The organism is Amphritea sp. (assembly GCF_016744155.1).
Lineage (GTDB): Bacteria > Pseudomonadota > Gammaproteobacteria > Pseudomonadales > Balneatricaceae > Amphritea.
Window position 1 is genome coordinate 45,345 of record NZ_JADGEW010000009.1, and the last position, 26,172, is coordinate 71,516.

A 26,172-nucleotide genomic window follows, 5' to 3' on the forward strand; every position below is an offset into this window, starting at 1 on the left:
AAGCATCTTCTGTTATATAGATTTAGAGTAACTATACTCCAACAACTCGTTAATCTGGAGTCTTTCCCAGAGAAGATATTCAGTTAAAAGGTCTGAAGTTTCTTCACCGAGAAACAAGTATAGCCCATACAAAAAAACCGGCTATCAGCCGGCTTTTTTAAGTAAAGAATGCAACTCAAGGCATCTCGTCAACTTCATCGCCTTCAGGCTTCTCGGGTGGCATCAGATCTTCCTTACAGATACCCAACATGACCAGTACATTGGCCGCCACATAGATAGAAGAGTAGGTACCCACACAGACACCCACTAACAATGCGACAGCAAAACCGTGAATCATTTCACCACCAAATACAGCTAGAGCAATCAACACCAGCAAGGTAGTAAAGGAGGTCACCAGTGTACGTCCCAAGGTCTGACTCAGTGAGATATTCATAATCTCGATTGAGTCACTCTTACGTATCTTGCGGAAGTTCTCCCGAATACGGTCAGATACTACAATGGTATCGTTAAGCGAGTAACCTATAACCGCTAGCAGTGCCGCCAGTACAGTCAGATCAAAATCCAGTTTCAGGATAGAGAAAAAACCCAATACGATCAGCACATCATGCGCCAGCGCCGTTACCGCACCGATAGAGAATTTCAGCTGGAAGCGGAAGGCTACATATACCATCACCATAAACAGTGCCAGCAGCATACCCAGACCGCCCTGCTCTCGCAGCTCTTCACCAACCTGAGCACCGACAAATTCGTTTCGGCGCAAAGTCAGCTCTTGAGTTTCACCGCTTTGCAGGGTTTCTAATACCTGATCTCCCAGTTTAGGATCATGAGCGACACCCATACGAATCAGAATATCAACGGGCGAGCCAAAGGTTTGCACTATTGCATCTTCGTAGCCTGCACTCTGCAGCTTATCACGCAGACCATTGAGATCTGGCTCTTGCTCAAAGCCCACTTCGATCAGCGAACCGCCGGTAAAATCCAGGCCAAACTTAAGACCATTGACCGCCAGTGAACCGATCGAAATCAGCAATAAAACGATCGACAATCCGGTTGCGATCTTACGCAACCCCATAAAGTTATAAATTTTTTCAGTCGTCATCTTACTCTACTCCGTCAAATCGACAGTTTCTTCACTGCACGACCGCCGTATGTCAGGTTAACCAACAAGCGGGTAACCATAATAGCCGTGAACATGGAGGTCAGAATACCGACCGACAAGGTAATCGCGAAGCCCTTCACCGGCCCCGAACCCATAGCGAACAGAATCACTGACGCCAGCAAGGTGGTAATATTGGCATCAAAAATAGTCGTAAATGCTCGATCAAATCCGGCACTTATCGCCGATTGCGCCGGCAAACCATTCTTCAGCTCTTCCCGTATTCGAGAGAAGATCAGCACGTTTGCATCTACCGCCATACCGACTGTCAACACAATACCGGCAATACCCGGCAAGGTTAATGTAGCCGACAACATCGACATCACCGCCAGCAACAGAACCAGGTTAAGTGTCAACGCGATATTCGCCAATACACCAAACACTCGGTAGTAAACCAGCATGAACAACAGCACCAGAGCAAAACCAATCTGTACTGAGAACACACCCATTGCAATATTTTGCTCACCCAGGCTTGGCCCCACGGTGCGCTCTTCGACAAAGTAGATCGGCGCAGCCAAAGCACCTGATCGAAGCAACAATGCTAATTCAGAAGATTCAGTCGCACTATCCAGACCGGTAATACGGAAGCTGGCACCCAGCACGCTCTGAATTGTTGCCAGAGAGATAATGCGCTTCTCTACATAAGGAATCCGCTTAGCGACCTGCTCACCATCAACAGTTTCGTAAAGAGTACGGCTCTTATGCTCAACAAACAGTACCGCCATCCGACGCTGAATTGCGTTACGGGTAGTACGGTTCATCAACTGACCGCCCTTGGCATCCAGCGAAATATTAACCTGCGGCTGACCAGTTTCATCAAAGGATGACTGAGCATTAGAAACACTGGAACCGGTAATAATAATATCTTTTTCCAGTATGCCTTTATTAGGGCGACGGTTCTCATTACGGAACTGATAAGTTTCAGTGGTCGCACGGGAAGCATCGGTTTTAGCTTCTAAGCGGAACTCAAGGTTCGCTGTTTTACCAATAATACGTTTCGCGGCAGCCGCATCCTGAATACCCGGCAACTGAACCACAATACGGTTACGACCCTGACGTTGAACCAGCGGCTCAGCTACACCCAACTCGTTCACACGGTTACGCAGCGTTGTCAGGTTTTGCTTGATCGCATAATCTTCAATTTCGCTAATCTTGCTGTCAGAAAGATTGATGGTCAGGTAAAAGGCTTGTTCACGATCTTCTGAATCGATCAGAAATTCTGAGTAATCCTTACGCAACAGGCTCATCGCCTCATCACGCACTTCAGTCGTTGAGAACTTAAGTTCCAGACTACCATCTTCCCGATGGTTCACAGCGCGATAACGCAGCTTCTCGGTTCGCAGCTTGGTTTTGATCTCACTGACGTAGACATCAAGACGCGAAGTCACTGCAGAGACCATATCCACTTCCAACAGAAAGTGAACACCACCACGCAGATCCAGGCCCAACTTCATCGGGCCCGCGCCCACTGAACGCAGCCATTCAGGCGTTGTCGGAGCAAGGTTCAGAGCCACCACATAATCATCACCCAATGTACGGCTGATAACTTCTTTTGCCTCAAGCTGAGCTCGGCTATCAGGGAAACGAATCAGGCCGCCCTTATCAGTCAACTCATCTTCTTTAAAGCTGATCTGAGCTTGCGTCAGCGACTGCTTCACCCGGTCCAGCAAAGGTTGGTTTACAATATTCGCCTCCCGGGTACCGGAAAGCTGAACAGCATAATCATCAGGGTAAAGGTTAGGCGCAGCATAGATACCACCAACCAGCAGTACCAGAATAATCAGCGCGTTTTTCCACAGTGGATATTTATTGAGCATGGCGCTCTGTCCCTACATAAAACAAATCAAAAAACGCCACGATAGTGGCGTTTTGTTATGAGATTGTTACTAGATCTCTTTAATAGTGCCTTTTGGCAGCGCAGCACTCACGTGACCTTTCTGAAACGTCAGCTCAGTAGTGTCGTTTACGCTCAGTACAATATAGTCATCATTCAAACGCACTACTTTACCAATCAGGCCGCCAGCAGTGATCACTTCATCACCCTTAGCCAGCCCACCCAGCAATGCTTTATGATCTTTTGCACGCTTGGCCTGTGGGCGCCACATGAACATATAGAAAATAACACCGAAACCAACCAGGAAAATAAGGTTGAACATACTTGGATCTAAACCACCCGGTCCTGTAGCGTCTGCAGCTTCAGCTGTAGCGATTAAAAAGCTCATCGGTATTTCTCCTAATACTTATTAAAATCAATCAATTAAAGTCAAACTTCAACATTAAGAGGCGGCACTTCCATCCCCTTAAGATGGTAGAACTGGTCAACAAAGTCGTCCAATTTACCCTGTTCAATGGCCTGACGCAATCCGGCCATAACTTCCTGATAATAATGCAGGTTATGGATCGTATTCAGCTGTGAGCCAACGATCTCCTTACACTTATCAAGATGGTGCAGATATGCACGGCTAAAATTTTGACAGGTATAGCAACTGCACTGCTCATCTAACGGCCGAATATCGGTCTTATTAGCCGAATTACGCAGTTTTACTACACCGTTACGAGTAAACAAGTGACCATTTCGGGCGTTGCGGGTCGGCATCACGCAGTCGAACATATCCACACCGCGACGCACACCCTCAACAATATCTTCCGGCTTACCTACACCCATCAGATAACGAGGTTTATCTTCCGGCATCTTATGCGCCAGGTGATCAAGTACTTTGACCATCTCGTCTTTGGGCTCGCCGACTGAAAGCCCGCCAATGGCATAGCCATCAAAGCCGATCTCATTCAGCCCCTCAATCGACTCATCACGCAGATGGGGATACATACCACCCTGTACGATACCAAACAAAGCCGAGGGATTATCGCCATGCGCTTCTTTGGAACGCTTTGCCCAGCGTAACGAAAGCCGCATCGACTCCGCCGCTTCAACTTCAGTTGCGGGATAGGGCGTGCATTCGTCAAAGATCATCACGATATCAGAGCCCAGATCTTTCTGAACCTGCATCGATTCTTCCGGGCCCATAAATACTTTGGAACCATTCACCGGCGACTGAAAATGTACACCCGCTTCGGTAATCTTGCGCATAGCGCCCAGGCTAAACACCTGAAAACCACCGGAATCGGTCAGAATCGGACCTTTCCAGTTCATAAAATCATGCAGACCGCCGTGGGCTTTAATCACCTCAGTACCGGGGCGCAACATCAAATGAAAGGTATTGCCCAAAATAATATGAGCACCAATCGCTTCAATATCCTTAGGCAGCATTCCCTTCACCGTGCCATAGGTACCTACCGGCATAAAGGCTGGAGTTTCCACATCGCCACGGGGAAAGCTCAAACGGGCGCGACGGGCTTTGCCATCGGTTGCCATTCGCTCAAACTTCATAAAACATTCTCTAGTCACACTCTTTCCCAAAATCAGTTTCCTAAAGTCAGTTTCCTAAAAAAGGAATTCGCCATCAGAGCAGTAATCTCTACCCTATATAAGGCTGATTTGAATAAATTAAAGGCTACTTTCTGTTTTTTCGATTCAGACGCCATTGTTACTTAAACTTTTTCTTGGTCAAAAACATGGCGTCGCCGTAACTAAAGAAGCGATACCGCTGCTCTACTGCTTCTTTATAAGCAGCCATCATATGCTCGTAACCGGCAAATGCGGATACCAGCATGAGTAGAGTAGATTCAGGCAGATGAAAGTTGGTAATCAATAGATCTACTGTACGGAACTGGTAGCCGGGGAAAATAAAGATATCGGTATCACCGAAAAAGGGCTCGATCTGCCCCTCTTTACTCGCCGTTTCAAGACAACGCACAGAAGTTGTACCCACCGCCAGCACCCGATTGCCCCGCGCCTTGGTTTCCCTAACGGCCTGACAAACTTCCTCAGACACCTCGATATATTCAGCATGCATCTTATGATCTTGAATATTATCGACTTTCACCGGACGGAATGTGCCTGCACCTACATGCAGAGTAACAAAAGCTTTATTGATGCCTTTTGCTTCTAAGCTGGCGAACAACTCATCATCAAAATGTAATCCGGCGGTAGGTGCAGCAACAGCACCCGGTTTTTCATTATATACCGTCTGATAACGTTCTCGGTCCGACAGTTCATCTTCCCGCTTCATATAAGGAGGCAACGGCATATGGCCGAACTGCTCTAACGCTTCAATCAGATGACCTTCAACCAGATCAAATTCAAGTTCAAAAAGATCGTCATGGCGGGCAACCATTGTCGCCTTCAGGCCGCCATCAAATGTCAACTCGGCACCAGGCTTCGGTGACCGGCTAGAGCGAATATGCGCCAGCGCTGAACGCTCATCCAACACCCGCTCGATCAATATCTCGATTTTACCGCCGGACGCCTTCTGACCAAACATCCGTGCAGGAATCACCCGAGTGTTATTGAACACCACCAGATCACCGGGCTCGAGCAGATCCAAAACGTCGAAGAACTGCCGGTGCTGGAACTCACCGCTGTTGCCATCAACACAGAACAGACGGCTATCGCTGCGCTTTTCCAGGGGATAACGAGCAATCAACTCATCGGGGAGATCAAAATGAAAATCTTTAACCTGCATAGAGAAACGTAACCTGAAGCTCAATTATTTAGCTAAAGCCGGCACTTTAATCAGTACTCAGCCCACAAAAGGGTGCGTATCCTACCCGATTTACATTGAAATTTCAGCTATATTGCGCGTGATAAAAGAATGATGAAGATCACAAACGAGAGGGATAAATTTACCGGAATTGGCTACCGTCTGATATTGGGCCAGAGTGCCCATAAAAAAACGGAAAAAACATCAGCAGATGCTCACTAACAGAGCTCTATCTGCTGATACTTTTCCCGGCTTACGCCTTACTTAATTTTATTCAGACGAAGTTTCTGACCGTTCAAGAATGGCATCCGGTAATTTGAACCAGAGATTCAACAGACAGAGGCCACTCATCGCGCATACAGCGCCAATTTCGACACCTCCAGCAACCGATATCATATAGGCAAACATACTGGAGAATTTCGCCAGCCACCAGGAAGCAATATCCAGCCACAAAGCGATCCAGCCCGCTGAGATAAGCAGAACTTTGATCCATGCAACATAACTACTAAACGCCATCACCATCGACACAATCACTAGAAAGACAGCGATGCCAAACAGGTGAATATGTGCTGTTTTTGCCATTTTGGTCCAGCTATAGCCTCCCTCGGTGTACTTTACTATGTCGTCATAACTACTGAACGGCATAGAGGTAATAGCCTTACTCATCTGTGACTTACGGCTATGACATTTCTGGCAATCTTCCTCGATAATATAGAGCACTTCTTCTTTAAAGAAAGCATCATTTTTTGCCCCATCAGCGATCCATTTATCAATCACATCAATGTCGCCATCCTCAGCAACATATTCATACATCGACCCCTTCATTGCGGAGACTAGTGAGGAATCACTATAGTGGGACTGCACTTTATCCATGTCTGGAATGTTAAAGCCACTGTTATGCTTCGAATAGAGCAAACCGATCAGGGTCACTGCACTCAATGCGCCTAATATAACGGTAATCAAAAAACCGGAAAGCCCTAGCTTTGCAGAAAAATTAAGTGAATCGATACGCATAAACAGGTCCTTGATAGGTCACTTCGCAAGACAAGAAAGCTCTTTACCCTGGCGGGAAAAGAGCTTGCCTGATTATTTGAACATCAGTTATTTCAACGTTTCTGCTATTTGAACATCAGATCGTACACGCCATCGTGATACAAATGGTTGATTTGCGAATTATCAAAGACCGAAATGCCGAAGCTATACGCCTTGCTCAAGTCACTGAATTGTACGTCTTGAATCTCTGCCTTATCACCGGTAGTAACCAGAGCCCGTTTGATTTCAACGGTCCACTTACCATCCTTCCAATCACCTTTAGCCCAAATATCTCCTCGAGATCCGGTAAAAGCTTCAGACATGATGCCTGGAATCTGATCACCGGGTTTAAAGGTATCGACAAAAGGAGTCTTCTGCGATGGCGTAATTGTATAACCATCAACATTACCCTCGCTGCGATTCATAAAAGCAGGTCCGGTCTTATCTGCATTCATATTGTTGACATAACCACCACCGGTTTTGCTGTCGCCATGACGTCCCCAGTTTTTATTTACTGCCGGGTCTTTCACACTATCGACAAACTGATCATCGATAAGCCCCAGTGGATTCATGCGCACACTCTTCCAATGCCACATGTCGATTGTCTGGCCTTCACGGGTATATTTACGCCCGGGCGCTTTGCCCTTCTGATCAAAACCGTTAATTTTCCCTTCGTCATTCTGCATATGGCAGGCAACATCACAGCCTTTCTTTGCAAAGCCCCGGGCATTAATGTTCCAGAAAAGGGCAAGCTTATCTTCATAATAAACATTGTCGTGACCGGTCTGGTCTTTGTCTTTAAGCTGTTTCCAGGAGCCATCCTCTTGTTTCACCCATGGGTAGCGGGCAAGACTTTTGGTCGGATCATCGTACTGCATAAGAAAATAGACAAAATTATCATCATAGAGCGACTTCATCGTCACTTCGACACTGCTCATACCACCATAGTTATTTGCTTTGTAGGGAAGATTATCAAGCGTTATGCTCAACACAGACGCCTTATCCCAGGCACTATCAACCATACCATCCAGTGTAATCGTAGTGTCAGTCTTAACACTGGTCAGTGTCTCGTTTGCAGCCTGTACGGCGGTACTTAAAGTCGCACTTAAAACACCACTAAGGATTACCAGCGAACTTACAAAGCCAACAGGAGTTTTAATGAATCTACGCATGAATTAACCCTCAAAGTGTGTAGTAAGATGCGGACTTTTTTCCCTGTCCATTTTTATTTAACCCTTTATCTATAGCTAAGCTCATAAACACTCAAAGCGCGAGGATAAAAAGGGCTAAATCTGTCAGTTTGGTTACACCTTTTTCCTCCAATTGATGCAAGTCATAACCGGCTCTCATTAGGTGATTAAATATGCCAATAACATCTCAATATCACTTATAATTACCTTTACTGTTTGTCTGTTTTCCTGACGCCAAAATCCAAGTACAATAGCCCTCCTTTCGTAAGTCACTATAAGCCAACCACCCCACACCCCACTAAGCTCCGGAATTACGCTCCGATCGGCTGAGGAATACAGATGTCTAACACCATAGTCTGTGCGATGTATAAATTTGTCGCACTGGAAGATTTCGAAATGCTGCGCGAACCGCTGCATAAAGTCATGCAGGATAACGGCGTACGCGGCACCCTGCTGCTAGCCCGCGAAGGCATTAATGGCACTGTAGCTGCAAGTCGTACTGGCATTGATGCACTTCTCAGCTGGTTGCAGAGCGACCCACGTCTTGCCGATATCGTTTACAAAGAATCCATAGATGACAGCAACCCTTTCCATCGCACCAAGGTTAAGCTGAAAAAAGAGATCGTCACTATGGGCGTAGAGGGCATAGACCCGAAACGTGTTGTCGGCACCTACGTCAAACCCGAAGAGTGGAATGCCCTGATCTCAGATCCAGAAGTGACTCTGGTAGATACCCGCAATGATTATGAAGTTCAGGTGGGTACTTTTAAGGACGCAATTAACCCGGTTACCGATACTTTCCGTGAATTCCCTCAATACGTAAAAGACAACCTCGATCCAGAAAAGAATCGTAAAGTTGCGATGTTCTGTACCGGCGGAATTCGTTGCGAGAAGTCCACCGCGTATCTTAAAGAGCAAGGTTTTGATGAGGTTTATCATCTGGAAGGCGGTATCCTCAAATACCTGGAAGAAGTACCGCAGGAAGACTCCCTCTGGGAAGGCGAATGCTTTGTTTTTGACAACCGGGTAACCGTAAACCATCAGTTAGAAAAAGGTAGCTACGACCAGTGCCATGCCTGCCGTCTGCCCTTAACGGCTGAACAGATGCAAAGTGATCAGTACCAGGCGGGTATCAGCTGCCCGAGCTGCTATGACAGCCAAAGCGAAGAACAACGTCAGCGCTTTGAAGAGCGGCAGAAGCAGATGAAACTGGCTCAGCTACGCGGCGATGCCCACTTAGGTGCCGATGCAAAAGAGACCAGCGAGACACGCCGCGAATTGAAGCAGCAGCTGCGTGAGGCCCAACAAGAAAAGAAATAAACATTAACTAAGAGGAGTCTATGCAGACTCCTCTTAGTTTTGATAACTAAACCGCAGATTCAGTTCTATAGCTCAACTCTAAAGCTCAACTCTAAAGCTCAACTCTAAAGCTCAAATCGATAGCCTATTCCGTGCACCGTGGTGATAATGCGGGGCGCTTTGCCATTCAGTTCAATCGCCTTACGCAGTTTAGATATATGCTGATCCAGGGTCCGGCTGTTGGCAAAATAATCCCGCCCCCAGCAATGGTTGAACAACGCATCACGATTTACTACCTTGCCCCGCTGCTCAAAGAGCAAACGCAGTATTTTTAGATCCCTCAGGCTGAGCTCAATCACCTGATTATCCCGTAGCGCACGAAACTCAGACGGCCTGATCTGCAGATCACCCATGACAAAGCTATCATCCTCTACTATGTCAGCGACCGGACGTAGCGATCGTCTTGTCACCGCCCGTATCCGAGCGATCACCTCACGGCTACCAAAAGGCTTTTTGATATAATCATCAGCGCCCAGCTCAAGCCCCAGAACTTGGTCAATTTCTTCAGATTTTGCGGTAATAAAGATAACCGGGAGTAGTTCATTATGCTGACGAATACGACGACAAACCGAATAGCCATCCTGTTTAGGCATCATGATATCCAACAACACCAGGTCAGGCTCATGCTGAAGGTATAACTGCCAGGCCTGATCACCATCAGCCGCTTCTATACACTCATAGCCCTCAGACTCAAGTAGAGTCGCCAGCCCCTGACGGATATGCAGGTCATCTTCAGCAATTAACAGTTTCATAACACTTTCCGTTTAATAGCCCGGCTTTCTAACCGGCGTCTCAGTTAACAAAGCAACGGGGGTAACCAGCGTCAGTAAAAAACTGGCTCCCGATGCAACTTCCGCTAAAGAGCTCTGTTCCACAACCAACTCTCCCTGATGAGCCCTGGCCAGATCTCGAGCCAGCCCTAACCCGATACCCGTGCCACTGACGCCTTCAGTTAATTCATCACTGCCACGGTAAAAAGGCTCAAACAACTTTTCAGATTCATCTACCGACACGCCGGGGCCAAAGTCGCTGATCCGGATATAGCTGTACAAGCTACCTGATCTGTCATTTTGCCAGCTACTGATGTCGACAAACTGCCCCTCAGCAGCATATTTTTCACAGTTACTCAGCAAGTTATTAAGAATCTGTTCTAACGCTTCACTGTCAAAATGGCATAAATGGGAAGCCTTACCAGTAAAGCGTATGGTTAAGTTTCTCGCGTTTAAAACCGGCGTAAACAACTCCACAACCTGACCAATACAGTTATCAATTATGCCTTGTTGATATCGAACACTGACGCCTTCACGTTTAGATCGCGAGAAACTCAGTACATTTTCAATCAGGCGCGACAACCGCCCCGCCTCACTGCCGATCACCCCCAGGTAGCGCTGCGCAATTGGCTCATCATCGGTTAGCTCCCCTTCTAACATCTCAGTGTACAAACGCACATTCGTGAGCGGCGTTTTCAGCTCATGGGAGACCTGGTTGACAAAATTAACCCGCTGCTCTGCTTCCCTCAACTCCCGGTTATGCTCGCGATATAGGAGATAAGCCAGCGTCGACAAACCTGCAGCCAGCAACACTAATAATACGATCAGTCCCAGCCAACCAGTAATTGCCACCGGCAGTTCAGCAGCATAATATGCCAAGTGCCAACTAGCTAAAGGGTGGCTCAAAGGCACCGTTTCTAAAGGCTTTTGACCTTTCTCGACAACCCGTTCACCTCCCCAGCTATAGGCTATTTCACCTCGATCATTTACCAACCGAATTTCACTATTCGTTTCTAGCTCGGTGGCCATATCCGTATTAACACCTACAACAGAGCTGGAGGGTAACAGGTTAATCAGATCTGATAATAACCGGGCAGAGTTCAGCGAAAAACCAACGGTATTCCCATCACTATCCTGCAACCAGAAGATCTGTTGCAAACCCGCTTCTGCGTACCAGGCTATCCAGCCATGGGGACGCTCCGGCGCGCTCAATTCTGCTGATTCAGATAACGCCTGAACTGACTCATCGGCACTGTATCTGGATTTTTGAGAAACCGCGTCGCTTAGTCTGGCGCTCTGTAACTCACCCTTATTCGCGCCGGAATAGCCCTGACTAGCAGCATTCTGAGCACCCACCGGATCCGCCACCGGCATAGTGAAGCGCTCGGGCTCTCGCAACAGGTTACGAGTTAGTTCGACAAAGCTCTTCTCTTGCTGATTCAAGGGTTGGTCTGATGGGGGAAAGCGACGTTCTCCGGTTGCAGACAATACAAACACCTGCTTTACCGCGGTCGACTGAGCAATAAATCGGCGCACATTTTCAACCCTGTACTGCCCTGCCGTTTCCTTCTGCAACGCATCTGCCTGGCGAATAAAGCGTTGCTGTAACAAGAAAAAGTGCTCTTGAAACTGTGCATCAATACTCTGCAACCGACCGGTTACCAGGTTACTTAATTGATGGGCAACCACCTGCTGTTGATCCAGCTGCAAACGCACACCAAACCAGGTCAGCAACAACAACGGCAGAGCGATAATGATTGCGAGCAATAGTGGTGTTCGTCTTTTCACAGGTCCTTCCGGTAGATGTAACGGGAATAAACGCCATCGTTCATCCCCGGTCACTCTCTCTTTTGCGCGCGTATTAATACGCCTGCTGAGTGGCTCGCTTATACTGTCGTGCTTTCAATTCTTTACGCTGTTTGTTCCAGTTCTCGTCGGATTCCAGCGCTTGCGCATCCTGCCGGGCTTCCTCTTCCTGTTCCTGCAAGCGCGGTGAATTCAGCGACTTAGCCTGAGACCCCAGATACGATGCGCTATCCTGAAGAATTTTCTTAGCCCCTTTCAGGTCTCCGCTATCTCGAGCCTCAATCGCATCACGACTATATTCGTTTGCTACTTGTTCAACCGCCGCTTCAAGCGCCTTATCATCCCGGGCAGCCTTCACTTCCTGTTTTGAATGACTGAAACGGGCAATACTCTGACCAGCTAACTGTTCCTGATTCTGCGTAAGCAGATTATCGTAATGAACGTTTACCGACACGAGTTGAAGCTCTGTTTCAGCCTGCTGTTCAGGCACTTCTACCTCAAGAATAACGAATTTTTCCTGCTCGCTATACAACTGATTCAGTCGGGTTGTTACCCGGTTACCAATAATCTCACTTTCACGACCCAACAGACGAATCGGCTTTACACCGTTTCGACAATGAATCTCTATATTTACGCCCTGAGCAACCACTGAAAGAACATCACCAAACTCATACTGGAATACAGATGCCAGATCTTCAGCGTTTTCAACAAAAGCGTGATTGCCATCACTAAAACCTGCTAAGCGGGTCATCAGGTCTTCGTTATAACCCAGACCTAACCCGATAGTGGTCACACTGATCCCTTCTTTCGCTAACGAGGCACCCAGCTCACCTAGCTCAGAAGCAGACTGAGGGCCAACATTTGCCAAACCATCGGACAGTAAAATAACCCGATTTACCTTATTACGGCTGAGAAACTTACGTAATTCGTTCGCCCCTTTACTGACGCCGGCAAACAGCGCTGTATTACCATCCGCATGAACACTACGAATCGCATTATAAATAGCCCGTTGGTCACGTACCTGAGTCGCCGGCACTACAACCTGCACCCTTGAATCGTAACTAACCACTGACACAATATCCCGTTCATCAAGACGCTTAATCGCCATGATGGCGGCTTCACGGGCATACTGAATTTTCTCACCGCGCATTGAGCCCGACTTATCCAATACAATCGCCACATTGGCAGGTATCCGTGCCTGCTTATCCTGCTGTTTAAAACCTTCCAGTGAAATTTTAATAAAGGCCCGATGACTTTGCTCTGCTTCCATCACCGGGGTTGCCAGATTAATATTCAGATTCACTTGATTAGCCTGAGCCAACACTGGCAGCAGGCTCAGTAAAACAAATCCGAATGTCCGTACAGTTCGTCTTAACATATGCTTGTCAGATTGAGTGTTCATGATCAAATTCCTGAGTGAGAGTATAGTGGATCAAAGCCACCGCTGTATTTACTCTACGCTCAGTCAAAAAGAGAAAAGTCAGATGAAGTTATCGATTTTGTAAGAAATTTGTAAAACGCTGAACTCCCACCCCAGACAAGAGTTTCCAGTAGCAAGCAACGCAGGTAAAAGCAGGCATCACGCCTGATGGCACAATTCAATCCATCGCTCTATTCCCGCGCTACGGTATTTGTGCCGGTTTATTACTAGATAAAGTTGTCGACTGAAATCACGCCCAGCAACTCGCAACGGCACCAACGTCCCCAGCTCAAAAGATTCCCGTAATGCGATACTCGATAAACAACCGATGCCTAAGCCTTCTGCAACAGCCCGTTTAATCGATTCGGCGTGTTCCAACTCCAACAATACATTCAGCCCCGACAGCAACCCATGCAGCGCCCAGTCAAACGCTTGGCGGGTTCCTGAGCCCTGTTCCCGAAGAATCCAACTAGCAGACAGCAGATCAGTATCACTGAGTTGTTGCTTACCAGCCAACGGATGGTCCGGCGCACAAAACACTTCTAACTGATCTCTTCGCCAAGGCACCACTTCCAGATCGGGATGCTGAATTTCACCCTCAACCAGACCGATATCCAGGTCGAAATTAATCAATCGGGCCACGATAGCCGATGTATTGGCTACCTGAAGATCCAGCTTTGCTTTCGGTTGCTCATCCAGATAGCGCGCAATTAAGCCCACTGCCAGATAATTACCAATCGTCATCGTGGCACCTATCTTTAGCTGCCCTACCATCTGATGCTGAGCCATATCCAGCTCCAGGCTCTGCGCGCGCTCTAGCAACGCTTCAGCTCTGGGTCGCAATAAGCGACCCAGTTCATTAATTTTTAAACGTTTACCCGCCCGATCAAACAGCTGTATATCAAACTGATCTTCCAAATCACGCAACGCGCCGCTAGCCGCCGACTGTGACATCGACAAGCTATCCGCTGCACGGGTGATATTGTCAAAGTGAGCTACCGCCAGAAACACCTCTAACTGACGCAATGTGTATTTCATTATCTGTTTTTCCGATTACATTTATCCGAATAATCGTCTTTAACAATATAACAGTCCAACCTACTATGCACTTAAGCAATAGACACTAATGTTAAAACTCTGAATCAATACACCATTCAGTCGGATATTTTTGAGGTAGCTCCATGTCAAACATCGGTCGTGAAGAAGTACTCAGCGTACATCACTGGAACGATACCCTGTTCAGCTTTACTACAAGTCGCGACCCGGGTTTCCGTTTTAAGAATGGGCACTTTACGATGATAGGCCTGGAGCATGAAGGCCGCCCATTGATGCGCGCCTATAGCATTGCCAGCGCCAACCACGAAGATCAGCTGGAATTTTTCAGCATTAAAGTACAAGACGGCCCGCTGACCTCTAAACTCCAAAGCATCCAGGTGGGCGATCAAATACTTATCAGCCGCAAACCGACCGGCACGCTGATCAACGATAACCTACTGCCTGGTAAGCATCTTTACCTGATCAGTACAGGCACAGGCTTAGCGCCGTTTTTGAGCATCATTAAAGATCCAGAGATTTATGAGCAATATGACAAGGTCATCCTGACCCACGGTGTTCGCCAACTATCAGAACTGGCCTATGCCGATGTGATTCAGGACCACCTGCCCGAAAATGAATACTTTGGTGATATGATCAGCGATAAATTGATCTACTATCCAACCGTCACCCGGGAGCCTTTTCGTAATCAGGGCAGGCTGACCGATCTGATCATATCGGGCAAGTTGACCGATGATCTAGGGCTTCCAGCGCTAAGCACTGAAAATGACCGGTTCATGATCTGTGGCAGCCCGAGCATGCTGAAAGACACCACCCGGATATTGGATGAAATGGGCTTTAGTGAAGCACGACAGGGTGATTTGGGGCACTACGTTATTGAAAGAGCATTCGTAGAACGCTGATAAACTCATTTTTTTAATGATATTTCACTAATCGCATTGACCGCTCGAAAACGAGACGTATAATACGCTCCACGTTTGTGCCAGTGTGATGGAATTGGTAGACATAGGGGATTCAAAATCCCCCGCCCTTAAAAGCGTGCCGGTTCGAGTCCGGCCACTGGTACCATTACTTGATCAGTCTACAATCAAGTATAAAAAGTCCTATAAACGGGGACACCGAAGAAAGCGGAGCTTAATGGCTACCGCTTTTTTTGTGTCTGATGCTTAGGTAGGAGATACATAGTGGATTCGCTTTCCAGAAGATCTTAGCCCGCCCTCGAAAAACACAAAGGCTAGAGTCCGGCCACTGGTACCATAAACGTCAATTGATTAAGTCTTGCCTAGCCCGACTAAAGAGCACCAGGGCTTTTTTGTGCCTGAGATTTGGACAGGATAGACATAGTGGATTCGCTTTCTATAAGATCTTTGCCCGCCCTTAAAAACGTGCCGGTTCAAGACCCTGAATCAGTGGCCACTGGTACCACAAACTTAAATTGATTAAGTCTTGCCTAGCCCGACTATAGAGCACCAGGGCTTTTTTGTGCCTGATGTTTGGGCAGAAAAAGCATAGGGGATTCGCTTTCTAGAAAGTCTTAGTCCGCCCATAAAAACGTACTAGTTCAAAACTCTTAATCAGTGACAACTAGTCCCATGACTTGATAAATCTACAATCAAGCATAAAAAAACCATCAAGCGTTATGGTCTTACACCCCAAGAACAAAAATATCAGCCATGATTACTCAGCGCCACCGTTATTCTTTCAATCCTCAAGACCAAGACATCTCTGATGTCTCCATTAGCAAGCTAACATGGGCCGATAAAAACTGGGACGTTTCAACTTCAATCTAATGGTATTTATGATATTCATCAGATACAACAGAATTCCTTGGCCCATCTCGGCAAAACGAAACTGTCAGGACTTGTGATGCAAAGATCAGAGAGGCCTAGATAGAGAGGAAATCTCTGAAATGACTCTAGCATTGTGACCTCAATAAAACCTACATCCCCGATAACTGCATTCACAGCCCAGAAATAAAAAAACCGCTTAAGCCAGAAGCTTCTGGCTTAAGCGGTAAAAGCCTACAGAGAGTAGGGGGACAGATAGCACAGTCTTGCAGCCTATTGACATGACACACTACAATTCTGCTTAGTGATTTTTACACCATCACTAAAGGTGCTGAAGCTTAATTGTGCAAAAAAACAAAGTATTCATACATCTTTAGTCTTTTAGCAATTCTTTCCAATTACCCGGATAAACTACATAAAAAACAGTAGCGTTTTTACCTTCATACCTAAGCTCAGTGCCTTCTGGTATCCAGATAACATCGCCAGCACGACCTTCAAGCACAGCATCTGGAGTAACCAAACGAAACAGCCCCTCGACTACATAAATTACCTCATCGTAGAGTACTGTCCATGCGATCGAGCAGTTATCGAAACGGGCGATACCGGCCCCCATACTCGAGCTAATATCCGATGAGATTGCCCGCCCTACTTCAGCATGTCCCGGCGGTCCACCACGATGAGTAAAACTGATCTCACTACCTTTAACTAAACGTGCCTTTGTCATAAATTACTCTCTAAATAACTATCAGACTTCGCTGCGGCTTTGCCATTCAGCCAATTTAAGACGAGCGCGTACACCGACACCCAGAAAAGGTTGCGGTGGAACCCGGGCAGGTATACCTGAAACCTCCTGCATATGTCGTTGCAACTCAGAATCACCACCGGATGCCAGCTCTGCTAATAGCTTCCCGGATATAGTACCCCGTGCTGCACCCACACCGTTGTGACAGCATGACGCGAACATCCCCGGCTCAAGCTCGCCAAAGAACGAAGTGTAGTTACGCGACAAAGCACAAACACCGCCCCAGGTATTTTCAAAAGATACATTTTTAAGCATCGGATAACGGGCTACCATTGCCTGGCGATGTAGGTCATGGATTTTGTTACGGTCCTCTGCACTACTACCGTAATTAGGTACAAAACGATATTGATTACGCACGATTAGTCGTCGATCCTGGGTCATTCTCAAAGTAGTACCTGCATGATCTGCGGGAGTCAGTCCCCAGTCTGTAGTACCACCATAAGCCTGAAATTCTGTATCACTCAACGGTCTCGTCATGCTGGCAAAAGTCATGATAGGTAGCATCCGAGATTTCAGAAAACCCAACTGCTCAGTGAATATATTGGTACCAAGAATTACATTCTTGGCATGAATCTCACCGTCAGATGTCTTAGCAATCCACTTTCCACCAGCTGACCGTTCCAGCTTAAGCACTGGAGTCTCCTCCCAGCAGGTGACATTTTCCGGCATGTGCATCAGCAAACCGCGCATCAATGCCGCTGGCTGCATCAGAATACAACCCGGTGTGAACAGGGCCTGCTCATAGTAGTTAGTGCCCACTTTATGTTTCAGACTTTGCCCGTCCATCATCTGATGAGGTTCATCTAGTTCTTTTAACAAGTGCTGAAAGTGCTCAAGAAATTTCACGCCACGCTCACTAACCGCCCCCTGCAGTTTACCGGCATGAGACCACTGACAATCAATACCGTACTGGTTTACCTTCTCTTCCATATAGCTAATCGCCGCTCGGTTGAGTTGGATAAACTTTTTCTTACGCTGAATATCCGGCCCTTCTAAATCTCCTTTGTGCGGCAGGTCGATAACGAAACCTGAATTACGGCCTGAGGTACCATGGCCTATCTGCTGTGCATCTACCAGCACCACCCGTTGTTCTGGATTCAGCTCAGCCAACCGACGGGTGGCAGCAGTCCCCACAAAGCCACCACCAATCACTAGCCAGTCTGTCTCCTCTTTCTTGGAAACAGGTGTAGTAGCCGATAAATGTTGTCTGTATTCAGGTGGCAGAATTTCGAACCAGCCACAGCTACTGTCATCAGCAGGCAGTTTTATCTTTTTCATATGACTATCCAGCTATCTTATTCTCTAATTATTTTTCATAACCTGTTGCGATTCTCAGCATAGAACTGGACAGTAGGCGCTAACGCCCACTATATAATCTACAGGTATCAAGCAATTAACCTGAACTCAGGAATAAGTACTCAGGCGACCGATAACTCATCGGCAGCTGCTACCTTATCGGTCCACTGTTGGCGCTCACCGATTAAATCACCCGCCAATGCATAACCTAGTACCCGGCCATCACTCGAAACATACAAACCGCGCATGCCCGTTTCGCTCGACTCAACCTGCCATTCTCCAGCCTGATTCGGTGCGGGAGTTAACAACGTAAGCGGTAGAGCCGGAGTTTTGACCATTACCGGCATCAACGGGTACTTAGCCATAGTTGGACGTCCTAAAAGACAGTCTGCCAATGCCCGTACGCCAAAATTTATCGGCGCTATATACGGTAGCAACTGTCCCTGAATCTCAGCACAATCACCCAATGCATAAACATCCGCAACATTAGTACGCAAACCACCATTAACAACGATGCCCCTATTGCAGGTAACACCCGCGGTTTCTGCTAACTCAGTACGGGGCTTAAGTCCTACGGCAGAGATGACCAGTCCGGTCTCAATGACCTGCCCATCTTTCAGGGTCAGACGATACCCCTCTGCCTGCTTATCAATTTTCTCAACCGTATTTTCCAGATACCAGTCAACGTTCTGTGCTGATAGATTGGTTTGAAGTTGTTGCCCGATCTCCTGAGGTAGCAAACGATCCATCGGCCAACCGGTCAAACCTATTACAGCAACCGCATACCCCTTACCTGAAAGGTCATTAGCAAATTCACACCCAATCAGACCGTTACCAATAATTGTGACATGCTTACGTCCTTCCAATTGATCACGGAAGCGGCGATAGTCATTCAAATCATTGATACTCAAAACATCTTCAGCACCACTACCTTTAAACGTTAACCTGATTGGTGCAGCACCTTGCGCAAGAATCAATTTGCTGTATTTCTGTTCGCCCAAATCGGTATGCAACAGATGTTGGTCGGCATCGATATCGGTCACTTTACAACGGGCGTGTATACGAATATCTAGTCGCTGTTCGATCTCCAACACCGTTTCAGATATTAGGTCGACCGCCCGCTTTTCCCGTGCCAATGCGTTCGACAGCCCCGGCTTAGAATAGATGACGCCATCATCAGCAGTGAAAAGCAGAATTTCCTTATCTGAGGAGCGCTGACGCAGCGCCTCTGCTAAGTTATATCCTGCATAACCACTGCCAATGATAACGACAGGTGCTTCTTTTTGTGGCTCTGTTTCAGCCACAGCAACCGCTACTGCATCGGCAGTTACTTCAATCATGTCAAAATCCGCTTTACCTACACCACAATCAGGGCACAACCAATCTTGAGGAACATCTTCCCAAGAGGTGCCAGCAGCTATACCATCCGCTGGCCAACCTTTGGCTTCATCGTAGATAAGACCACAGATTACACAGAGCCATTTTTTCATTAGTATTCTCCCGAATTCTGCTTCGCCAGTTTATTTAGAAGGACCAGTTACACGGATCGCCACGTTCTTAGTGTTAACGTAGCTATAGAGTGCTTCCTGGCCTTTTTCCCGACCAAAACCGGACAAACCCAGCCCACCAAAGGGTGTTTCGACACCACCGGCATACCATTCATTAACGAACACCTGCCCAGCTCTCAAAGCCCGGCTAGCCCGGATTGCACGCGTAAGATCATGGGTAAATACACCTGCTACCAGTCCGAAGTCTGTACCATTTGCCAGCGCCCAAGCTTCTTCTTCGGTATCGAACGGAGTAATTGCCAGTACCGGGCCAAATACTTCTTCGGTAAACAAATTCATATCGGGCGTCACATCGGCAAACACTGTAGGTTCAATGAAATAGCCCTTCAGATCAGCAGGCGCCTGTCCACCAGTGACCAAGCGAGCACCTTCGCTGACAGCCCGGTCACAGATGCGAAGAATTTGCTGTTGCTGTTGCCTTGATACCACTGGCGTTACCTCAGCATTATCCATCCCTGAACCGATACTCAGCCCTTTGCCCATCTCGGCAACTTTAGCCACAACCTCTTCGTAGATATCGCGATGAACCAACAGGCGAGACATTGCTGAGCAGACCTGTCCTGCATTAAAAAAGATACCCCAGCGGACACTGTCCAACAGCTGATTCATATCTGCATCAGGGAAGGCAACCGCTGCAGATTTTCCACCCAATTCCATTACACTTGGAATTGCGTGTTCTGCCGCCGCTTTAAGAATTGACTGACCGGTCGGCACCGAGCCAGTAAACACAATTTGATTAATATCTGGATGAGATACCAGAGCATTACCTACTTCACGGCCAGGACCACAAAGAAGACTAAGCGCACCATCAGGAAGGCCCGCTCTTTTGCAAGCAGTAGCCAGCCATGTCATGGCCAGCGGCGTAATTTCAGGAGATTTAACAATAACGGCATTTCCTGCAGCCAGAGCAGGTGCCAATGAGCGGGCACAAATATCCACCGGGAAATTCCAAGGTACGATCTGAGCCGATATCCCTACAGGTTCGTAATAAGTAAAATCAATATAGTCTTCACCTAAAGGGATGGATTTGCCCTCAATTTTATCTGCCATTCCGCCGTAATAATCAAAGTACCGTGCGGCGATTAGAAATTCTTCCCGTGCATCATTCAGTGATTTACCATTTTCACGAGCCAGTAACGGCGCGGCTTTATCGACGACATTACGAATTTCATCTGCAATTCTAGACATCAGCTCAGCCCGCTTTACCGGTCGGCAATCAGTCAATACACCGGAATTCACACACGTGCGAGCAGCTACAACAGCACGCTCAACATCATTAGTGTTAGCCTGTGCTATTGTGGCAAAAATCTCATCAGTAGCAGGATCATAAACCTCAATTTTATCTGTAGCATCCACCCAGTCACCACCAATAAAATTAAGCCAGTTTTTAGTCGTCTCAGTCATGGCATCTATCACTTTGTTGTTATTATCAGGGAGGTACGCACGGGCGCACCTCCCTCAGCACAGTCTATATAAAACTAATTATTGATCAGCATCGCGAGCATACTGATTCGCTACCCACTGATGGAAATGATGCGTCGGACCGTCTAATACAGGAGAGAAAACACCACCTTTGAAGGCTGGAGATTTACGCCCATTTTGCATCCCTTCAACAGCGAAGACGTCTTCACCAAATACCACCTTCCAGCTTTCCAGAACAGCAGAGCGACAAGCTTCATAGCGGTCACCTGTTGCCTCTTCACCAACATATGCCAGCTCAAGTTTTTCCAAAGTACGGCTATTCGATTGCGGCTGAAGAATGATGGCGAAAACATGATCAGCCTGCACACCTAATAGAACATTGGGATACAGTGATATGTACTCAGCCTGACGAATTTTATCTTCCGGCCAGTCGGTGAATTGTGGCAAACTGGTACCAGCAACATCCGACAAGTTATAGGTGTAACTACCCTGACCCGACATATCGTCATTAACAATCAGGTTATAGTGCTGCTCTAGTGGTGAGTATGTATTCAGACTCGGATGTACCCATGGCAAATGATAGGCTTCGCAGTAATTCTCAACCGCTAGTTTCCAGTTAGATTCAACAGTCAGTTCCATATTGCTGCCAGTACGAGCAACATTTACCTTCTCAAAACCACCTTTACCGGTAAACTCTTCCCAGCGCTGAACCAAAGGTGCGATGAAACTATCGAAATCCTGTGCATCACCGGACAAGTTAATGAACACTATGCCGTTCCAGACAGCCGCGCGAATCTCTTTCAGACCATGCTTCTCACAGACAAAACCTTCTGCGGTATGCTTACCTACACCACCGATATGCGGTGTGCCTTTCAAGTTACCGTTGAGATCATAAGTCCATGAATGGTAAGGGCAACGCACCATGCCTTCTACTTCAGTCTCTTCACGGAGCATAATCATGCCGCGATGGCTGCAGATGTTATGAAATACTTTCAGTTCACCATCACGGTTACGCATTACCGCCAGCGGTAGACCCATAAAATCAACTGGCTTAGCAAATCCATTCTTTGGTAGTTCACTGGCAAACACCAGTCCCGCCCAGTTTTTACCCAACACATTATCGCGTTCATACTCAAACAGAGCTGGATCGTCATACACAGCATTAGGCATACCATTAGCTTGGGCTATTGGCTGGCGTACTGCATCCAGGGCAGTCATAGGAATACGATGTTTTACTGAAGTCGTCATCTTAAGAGTCTCACCTTAAGTACCATCCGCGATGGACAGATAGAATTTATTGTTATGGTTAGCAGCTAATTACGATTTCTTGAGATAAATCATGGAAACCGATCAGATCAGTGCTTTCAGGATTGATAATACTGATGACAAAAAGCCTGAGACAAACGACTTTTATGACAGGAATGCATGACAAAAACTCATTACTATAAATTCTGAGGACTTAGATTGAAGAATAAAACCTTTAAAATTGGTGGCTTGAAGTAAATACCTGTAGAAAGCGCAACATTAAAAAAACGACCTGACTTTATCTCCCTTCACTCATTTTTTTTCAAATTTAGCTGACACTTCGTTGTCCTGAAGCAACAAGTTAATGAGCATTGGTAATGAAACGATGAGTAGTTGTCGTTTTACAACCCCCCGGTCAATACACCTAAATAAGCGCATAAAAATAAATCCTATTTCTATGCGAGACAAAACAATGACTTCAAAGAATAACTATCATTACCAAAACGAATCAAACCGTCTTATCAACCCGGTCACTGAGACCTGCCACAAAGCCGCACGAAAATACCGACTGGAAAGAGTCAGAAAGCAGCTATTAGAAAAGAACTGTAGCGCCATTTTACTCTACGATCCGGTCAATATTCGTTATGCCACCGACAGTTCCAATATGCAGGTTTGGACGTTACACAACTTTGCTCGCTATAGTCTGGTTTTTGCAGAAGGCCCTGTTATTCAGTGGGAATTTCACAACTGTGAACACCTACTCGAAGGTAATGAACTGATCGATGAAATCCGTACGGCTATTAACTGGAGTTATTTCGGAGCAGGTTCACGCATCAACGAAAAGGCCCAACAGTGGGCTGGCGAGATCACCGATCTGGTACGCAAACATGGTGGTGACAATCTGAATTTGGCAGTAGACAAGGCAGACTTGGAAGGACTAGAACTACTACAACAACAAGGCCTTACGCTAATTGAAGGTCATAGTCTGATGGAAGAGGCCCGCAAGATAAAGTCAGACGAAGAGATTGAGTTAATGCGTTGGACCATCAAAGTCTGCGAACAGGGTATCCAGCGTATGCATGATGAGCTAAGACCGGGGATGACCGAAAACGAGCTCTGGGCCTGGCTTCATTTTGAAAATATACGTAATGGCGGTGAATGGATCGAGACTCGCTTGCTAGCAAGTGGGCCGCGCACAAATCCCTGGATGCAAGAGTCCAGCAACAGGGTAATGCAGGAGGGTGAGATGCTCTGCTTCGATACTGACCTTATTGGCCCCTACGGCTATTGTGCTGATATTTCACGCGCTTGGACCGTAGGTCATGTGCTACCTACCGATGAACAACGCCGACTCTACTCTCTAGCCTATGAGCAGGTGCAAACCAATATGGCATTACTAAAAGCGGGTCTCAGCTACAGAGAGTTCTCTGAACAAGCCTGGAGAATTCCCGCTGAGTTCTATCACAACCGCTACTGTTGCGTCAGCCATGGTATAGGAATGTGCGATGAGTACCCTGCCATTGCTCATCAGGGTCACGACTGGGATAGCGCCGGATACGATGGTGTATTCGAAGAGAATATGGTGGTCTGTGTCGAGAGTTACATTGGTGCCGAGGGTGGTAAAGAAGGGGTAAAGTTGGAGCAACAGGTTCTGATTACTTCCCAAGGTGTAACTGAGCTTTCCAACTATTCATGGCAGGACAGCTGGCTACTCTAACTCCTTAATTTAACTACAAGCATATCTCATCCATTACAAAACCTCATATATATAAACCCAAAAAGTAGTTTGATACATATCAAGCTTTTCAAGAATATGAGTTGCACTTCTGGAATAACTCCGACTTCTATGCGCCGGAGTTATCTTCAGCAGAAGCAGATATAGACCGCACCTGAGTGGCCCTGTATCAACAATCAATAACGCACACGAAAAGACTGTCTTACAACAAGTCAAATAATAACGGAGACTTCATAATGCGTACTGATAACGGGATGTTCCGAGGGATTGATCCTACGGTAACCCTAATCTCAAAAATACTAATCATCGGTTTTGTAGTAGTTTGTGGTGTTTTGGCAGATAAAGCCGGCGCTCTCTTTACTGAGATGTCCGGTAATATTCTGCACCACTTCAAATGGTTCTACCTGGTCATGGCATCCGGTATTCTGCTGTTTCTGCTTTATCTGATGATGAGTCGCTTCGGCAATATCACACTGGGTAAAGATGGCGAAAAGCCAGAATTCAGTATGGGCTCATGGCTTTCAATGCTGTTCAGTGCCGGTATGGGTATCGGACTGCTGTTCTGGTCGGTTGCTGAACCGATGTGGCACTATGCCGGGAATCCGTTTTCAGTCACCAGTCTAAGTGAAGAGTCAGCTCAAACTGCTATGCGGGTAAGCTTCTTCCACTGGGGTCTACATCCTTGGGCATTGTATATTATGACCGCACTGGGTCTGGCTTATTTTTCCTACCGCAAAGGTAAGCCTCTGACCATTCGCTCAGCCCTAATTCCACTTTTTGGCGAAGAGCGACTGAACAGCTGGCTGGGCAACGCCATCGATATAATGATCGTTGCCATCACTGCATTCGGCATCGCTACCTCCTTTGGTTTAGGCGTTGTCCAGATGAGCACCGGTATGGAGCGTCTGTTCGGTATTGAGGTCAGTATCGGTAATCAGATAATTATGATTACCGTGATCTCAATGATCGCTATCCTGTCAGTAATGTCAGGTGTCGGCCGCGGAATTAAAATACTGTCGGTATGGAACATGATCCTGTCGTTGGTAATTCTGGCCGGAGTTCTACTGTTCGGACCAACTCGCTATATTCTGCATACCTATCTTGAAGGCACCGCTGATTATGTTCAGAACATTGTCGGCCTGAGCCTTTGGAGTGATGCGCAAGCCGATTCCCAATGGCAAAATTGGTGGACCGCATTCTATTGGGCCTGGTGGCTAACCTGGGCACCTTTCGTAGGTATGTTCATTGCCCGAATCTCCCGTGGACGAACTATCCGTGAACTGATTGGCGGTGCGCTTATTGCCCCAACACTATTCGGCTTCTTCTGGATCGCTACATTTGGCGGTGCAGCCCTGAACTATGAACATGCTGATCGTAAAGCCCATGAAGCCCAGGTTATTGAGCAACAACTGACTGGTGAAGCAGCTGAATTCAAAGGCGGCGATATCCTACTGGCGACTAAGGCTGATTCTACTCAAGCAATCTTCACAATGTTCGACAAAATAGAAGAAACGTCTGGCGCTAGTGTAAGTACTATTCTCAGCGCACTGGCAACCTTGCTGCTGATTACGTACTTTGTAACATCGGCAGACTCAGGCACCTTGGTACTTTGTACGTTAAGCTCACGAGGCAGCTTAGAGCCACCCCAGATCAGTCGCATAGCATGGGGAGTTATGGTAGGTGCAATTGCTGCAGGCTTACTCTGGGCCGGAGGACTTAAAACAGTGCAAACAGCGACCATCTGTGCGGCCTTACCCGCTGCGATATTGGTTATCATGATGGCTATATCGATGCAGCGAGCATTACGCGATGAGCCAGTAGCCGGACTCAATCAAAACGAGAATGACGATGTGACAGTTTCAACAGTATAAGCTAATGTAGAAATACAGCCCGTGGCCTGAAACGCACGGGCTTTTCTGCTTATAAGCCA

20 protein-coding genes, 1 tRNA gene and 1 pseudogene are annotated in these 26,172 nt (G+C 47.1%); 5 read left to right on the forward strand and 17 right to left on the reverse strand.

Translation table 11 applies throughout. The features are described from left to right. Nucleotides 1–175: 175 nt before the first annotated feature. From secF to QZZ54_RS09320, 7 genes are all read right to left on the reverse strand, one after another. Nucleotides 176–1,099 carry a protein translocase subunit SecF gene (secF, locus tag QZZ54_RS09290; RefSeq protein ID WP_290702016.1) on the reverse strand — a complete coding sequence of 308 codons (924 nt, stop codon included), beginning with the start codon at nucleotides 1,097–1,099 and terminating at the stop codon, nucleotides 176–178. Between the two features lie 14 nt (nucleotides 1,100–1,113). Continuing rightward, nucleotides 1,114–2,973, reverse strand: coding sequence for a protein translocase subunit SecD (gene secD / locus QZZ54_RS09295; RefSeq protein ID WP_290702018.1), 1,860 nt, complete (start codon nucleotides 2,971–2,973; stop codon nucleotides 1,114–1,116). 69 nt (nucleotides 2,974–3,042) lie between these two features. Further along, on the reverse strand, nucleotides 3,043–3,378 hold the full coding sequence (yajC, locus tag QZZ54_RS09300) for a preprotein translocase subunit YajC (protein WP_290702020.1): 336 nt from the start codon (nucleotides 3,376–3,378) through the stop codon (nucleotides 3,043–3,045). A 41-nt stretch (nucleotides 3,379–3,419) separates the two neighbouring features. Then, a complete protein-coding gene (gene tgt, locus QZZ54_RS09305; RefSeq protein WP_290702022.1) occupies nucleotides 3,420–4,562 on the reverse strand; it encodes a tRNA guanosine(34) transglycosylase Tgt in 1,143 nt (380 codons plus the stop codon). A 139-nt stretch (nucleotides 4,563–4,701) separates the two neighbouring features. Continuing rightward, nucleotides 4,702–5,739, reverse strand: coding sequence for a tRNA preQ1(34) S-adenosylmethionine ribosyltransferase-isomerase QueA (gene queA, locus QZZ54_RS09310; RefSeq protein ID WP_290702025.1), 1,038 nt, complete (start codon nucleotides 5,737–5,739; stop codon nucleotides 4,702–4,704). A 288-nt stretch (nucleotides 5,740–6,027) separates the two neighbouring features. Next, on the reverse strand, nucleotides 6,028–6,771 hold the full coding sequence (locus QZZ54_RS09315; RefSeq protein WP_290702028.1) for a hypothetical protein: 744 nt from the start codon (nucleotides 6,769–6,771) through the stop codon (nucleotides 6,028–6,030). A gap of 104 nt (nucleotides 6,772–6,875) precedes the next feature. After that, on the reverse strand, nucleotides 6,876–7,961 hold the full coding sequence (locus QZZ54_RS09320; protein WP_290702031.1) for an ethylbenzene dehydrogenase-related protein: 1,086 nt from the start codon (nucleotides 7,959–7,961) through the stop codon (nucleotides 6,876–6,878). A 357-nt stretch (nucleotides 7,962–8,318) separates the two neighbouring features. Between QZZ54_RS09320 and QZZ54_RS09325 the strand changes: the two genes are divergently transcribed. After that, nucleotides 8,319–9,299 (forward strand): rhodanese-related sulfurtransferase, encoded by a 981-nt coding sequence (locus tag QZZ54_RS09325; protein WP_290702034.1) that lies wholly within the window; start codon nucleotides 8,319–8,321, stop codon nucleotides 9,297–9,299. A gap of 104 nt (nucleotides 9,300–9,403) precedes the next feature. Here the strand turns inward: QZZ54_RS09325 and QZZ54_RS09330 are convergent, their stop codons facing one another. From QZZ54_RS09330 to QZZ54_RS09345, 4 genes are all read right to left on the reverse strand, one after another. Further along, on the reverse strand, nucleotides 9,404–10,090 hold the full coding sequence (locus tag QZZ54_RS09330; RefSeq protein ID WP_290702037.1) for a response regulator transcription factor: 687 nt from the start codon (nucleotides 10,088–10,090) through the stop codon (nucleotides 9,404–9,406). A 12-nt stretch (nucleotides 10,091–10,102) separates the two neighbouring features. Further along, nucleotides 10,103–11,896, reverse strand: a complete 1,794-nt coding sequence (locus tag QZZ54_RS09335) for a HAMP domain-containing sensor histidine kinase (protein ID WP_290702040.1) — start codon at nucleotides 11,894–11,896, stop codon at nucleotides 10,103–10,105. 73 nt (nucleotides 11,897–11,969) lie between these two features. Continuing rightward, nucleotides 11,970–13,316 (reverse strand): VWA domain-containing protein, encoded by a 1,347-nt coding sequence (locus tag QZZ54_RS09340; RefSeq protein ID WP_290702042.1) that lies wholly within the window; start codon nucleotides 13,314–13,316, stop codon nucleotides 11,970–11,972. A gap of 177 nt (nucleotides 13,317–13,493) precedes the next feature. Further along, a complete protein-coding gene (locus tag QZZ54_RS09345) occupies nucleotides 13,494–14,372 on the reverse strand; it encodes a LysR family transcriptional regulator (protein WP_290702045.1) in 879 nt (292 codons plus the stop codon). Between the two features lie 143 nt (nucleotides 14,373–14,515). On the opposite strand from QZZ54_RS09345, the gene QZZ54_RS09350 reads away from it, so the two are divergent. Both QZZ54_RS09350 and QZZ54_RS09355 read left to right on the forward strand, forming a co-directional pair. Further along, complete coding sequence (locus QZZ54_RS09350) at nucleotides 14,516–15,289, forward strand: ferredoxin--NADP reductase (protein WP_290702049.1); 774 nt, start codon at nucleotides 14,516–14,518, stop codon at nucleotides 15,287–15,289. A gap of 79 nt (nucleotides 15,290–15,368) precedes the next feature. Continuing rightward, nucleotides 15,369–15,455 (forward strand) — tRNA-Leu (locus tag QZZ54_RS09355). Between the two features lie 1,092 nt (nucleotides 15,456–16,547). On the opposite strand, the gene QZZ54_RS09360 is transcribed toward QZZ54_RS09355, so the two are convergent. The 6 genes and pseudogenes from QZZ54_RS09360 to QZZ54_RS09380 form a co-directional block, all read right to left on the reverse strand. Further along, entirely contained in the window at nucleotides 16,548–16,898 is a 351-nt protein-coding gene (locus QZZ54_RS09360) for an ethanolamine utilization protein EutQ (protein WP_290702052.1), read from the reverse strand. A gap of 21 nt (nucleotides 16,899–16,919) precedes the next feature. Continuing rightward, a complete protein-coding gene (locus QZZ54_RS09365) occupies nucleotides 16,920–18,254 on the reverse strand; it encodes an FAD-binding oxidoreductase (protein ID WP_290702055.1) in 1,335 nt (444 codons plus the stop codon). 140 nt (nucleotides 18,255–18,394) lie between these two features. Next, nucleotides 18,395–19,612 carry an FAD-dependent oxidoreductase gene (locus QZZ54_RS09370; protein ID WP_366645376.1) on the reverse strand — a complete coding sequence of 406 codons (1,218 nt, stop codon included), beginning with the start codon at nucleotides 19,610–19,612 and terminating at the stop codon, nucleotides 18,395–18,397. After that, a pseudogene (locus tag QZZ54_RS19185) lies at nucleotides 19,601–19,762 on the reverse strand (rubredoxin); the annotation flags it as partial. The gene QZZ54_RS09370 and the pseudogene QZZ54_RS19185, both read right to left, overlap by 12 nt. 30 nt (nucleotides 19,763–19,792) lie before the next feature. Next, nucleotides 19,793–21,244 (reverse strand): aldehyde dehydrogenase family protein, encoded by a 1,452-nt coding sequence (locus QZZ54_RS09375; RefSeq protein WP_290702063.1) that lies wholly within the window; start codon nucleotides 21,242–21,244, stop codon nucleotides 19,793–19,795. A gap of 78 nt (nucleotides 21,245–21,322) precedes the next feature. Then, nucleotides 21,323–22,510, reverse strand: coding sequence for an aromatic ring-hydroxylating dioxygenase subunit alpha (locus QZZ54_RS09380; RefSeq protein WP_290702066.1), 1,188 nt, complete (start codon nucleotides 22,508–22,510; stop codon nucleotides 21,323–21,325). 469 nt (nucleotides 22,511–22,979) lie between these two features. Between QZZ54_RS09380 and QZZ54_RS09385 the strand changes: the two genes are divergently transcribed. Both QZZ54_RS09385 and QZZ54_RS09390 read left to right on the forward strand, forming a co-directional pair. Next, on the forward strand, nucleotides 22,980–24,224 hold the full coding sequence (locus QZZ54_RS09385) for a Xaa-Pro peptidase family protein (RefSeq protein WP_290702069.1): 1,245 nt from the start codon (nucleotides 22,980–22,982) through the stop codon (nucleotides 24,222–24,224). Nucleotides 24,225–24,478: 254 nt separating this feature from the next. Next, a complete protein-coding gene (locus QZZ54_RS09390) occupies nucleotides 24,479–26,113 on the forward strand; it encodes a BCCT family transporter (protein WP_290702073.1) in 1,635 nt (544 codons plus the stop codon). Nucleotides 26,114–26,172 lie beyond the last annotated feature (59 nt).

What these genes read in the sequence shown, in the direction of transcription:
- QZZ54_RS09365 (WP_290702055.1), bottom strand. Translation starts at nt 18,254, where the DNA reads ATGAAAAAGATAAAACTGCCTGCTGATGACAGTAGCTGTGGCTGGTTC.
- secD (WP_290702018.1), bottom strand. Translation starts at nt 2,973, where the DNA reads ATGCTCAATAAATATCCACTGTGGAAAAACGCGCTGATTATTCTGGTA.
- QZZ54_RS09385 (WP_290702069.1), top strand. Translation starts at nt 22,980, where the DNA reads ATGACTTCAAAGAATAACTATCATTACCAAAACGAATCAAACCGTCTT.
- QZZ54_RS09325 (WP_290702034.1), top strand. Translation starts at nt 8,319, where the DNA reads ATGTCTAACACCATAGTCTGTGCGATGTATAAATTTGTCGCACTGGAA.
- QZZ54_RS09345 (WP_290702045.1), bottom strand. Translation starts at nt 14,372, where the DNA reads ATGAAATACACATTGCGTCAGTTAGAGGTGTTTCTGGCGGTAGCTCAC.
- QZZ54_RS09375 (WP_290702063.1), bottom strand. Translation starts at nt 21,244, where the DNA reads ATGACTGAGACGACTAAAAACTGGCTTAATTTTATTGGTGGTGACTGG.
- QZZ54_RS09340 (WP_290702042.1), bottom strand. Translation starts at nt 13,316, where the DNA reads ATGAACACTCAATCTGACAAGCATATGTTAAGACGAACTGTACGGACA.
- QZZ54_RS09370 (WP_366645376.1), bottom strand. Translation starts at nt 19,612, where the DNA reads ATGATTGAAGTAACTGCCGATGCAGTAGCGGTTGCTGTGGCTGAAACA.
- QZZ54_RS09390 (WP_290702073.1), top strand. Translation starts at nt 24,479, where the DNA reads ATGCGTACTGATAACGGGATGTTCCGAGGGATTGATCCTACGGTAACC.
- QZZ54_RS09315 (WP_290702028.1), bottom strand. Translation starts at nt 6,771, where the DNA reads ATGCGTATCGATTCACTTAATTTTTCTGCAAAGCTAGGGCTTTCCGGT.
- secF (WP_290702016.1), bottom strand. Translation starts at nt 1,099, where the DNA reads ATGACGACTGAAAAAATTTATAACTTTATGGGGTTGCGTAAGATCGCA.
- QZZ54_RS09330 (WP_290702037.1), bottom strand. Translation starts at nt 10,090, where the DNA reads ATGAAACTGTTAATTGCTGAAGATGACCTGCATATCCGTCAGGGGCTG.
- QZZ54_RS09320 (WP_290702031.1), bottom strand. Translation starts at nt 7,961, where the DNA reads ATGCGTAGATTCATTAAAACTCCTGTTGGCTTTGTAAGTTCGCTGGTA.
- QZZ54_RS09350 (WP_290702049.1), top strand. Translation starts at nt 14,516, where the DNA reads ATGTCAAACATCGGTCGTGAAGAAGTACTCAGCGTACATCACTGGAAC.
- QZZ54_RS09380 (WP_290702066.1), bottom strand. Translation starts at nt 22,510, where the DNA reads ATGACGACTTCAGTAAAACATCGTATTCCTATGACTGCCCTGGATGCA.
- yajC (WP_290702020.1), bottom strand. Translation starts at nt 3,378, where the DNA reads ATGAGCTTTTTAATCGCTACAGCTGAAGCTGCAGACGCTACAGGACCG.
- QZZ54_RS09360 (WP_290702052.1), bottom strand. Translation starts at nt 16,898, where the DNA reads ATGACAAAGGCACGTTTAGTTAAAGGTAGTGAGATCAGTTTTACTCAT.
- queA (WP_290702025.1), bottom strand. Translation starts at nt 5,739, where the DNA reads ATGCAGGTTAAAGATTTTCATTTTGATCTCCCCGATGAGTTGATTGCT.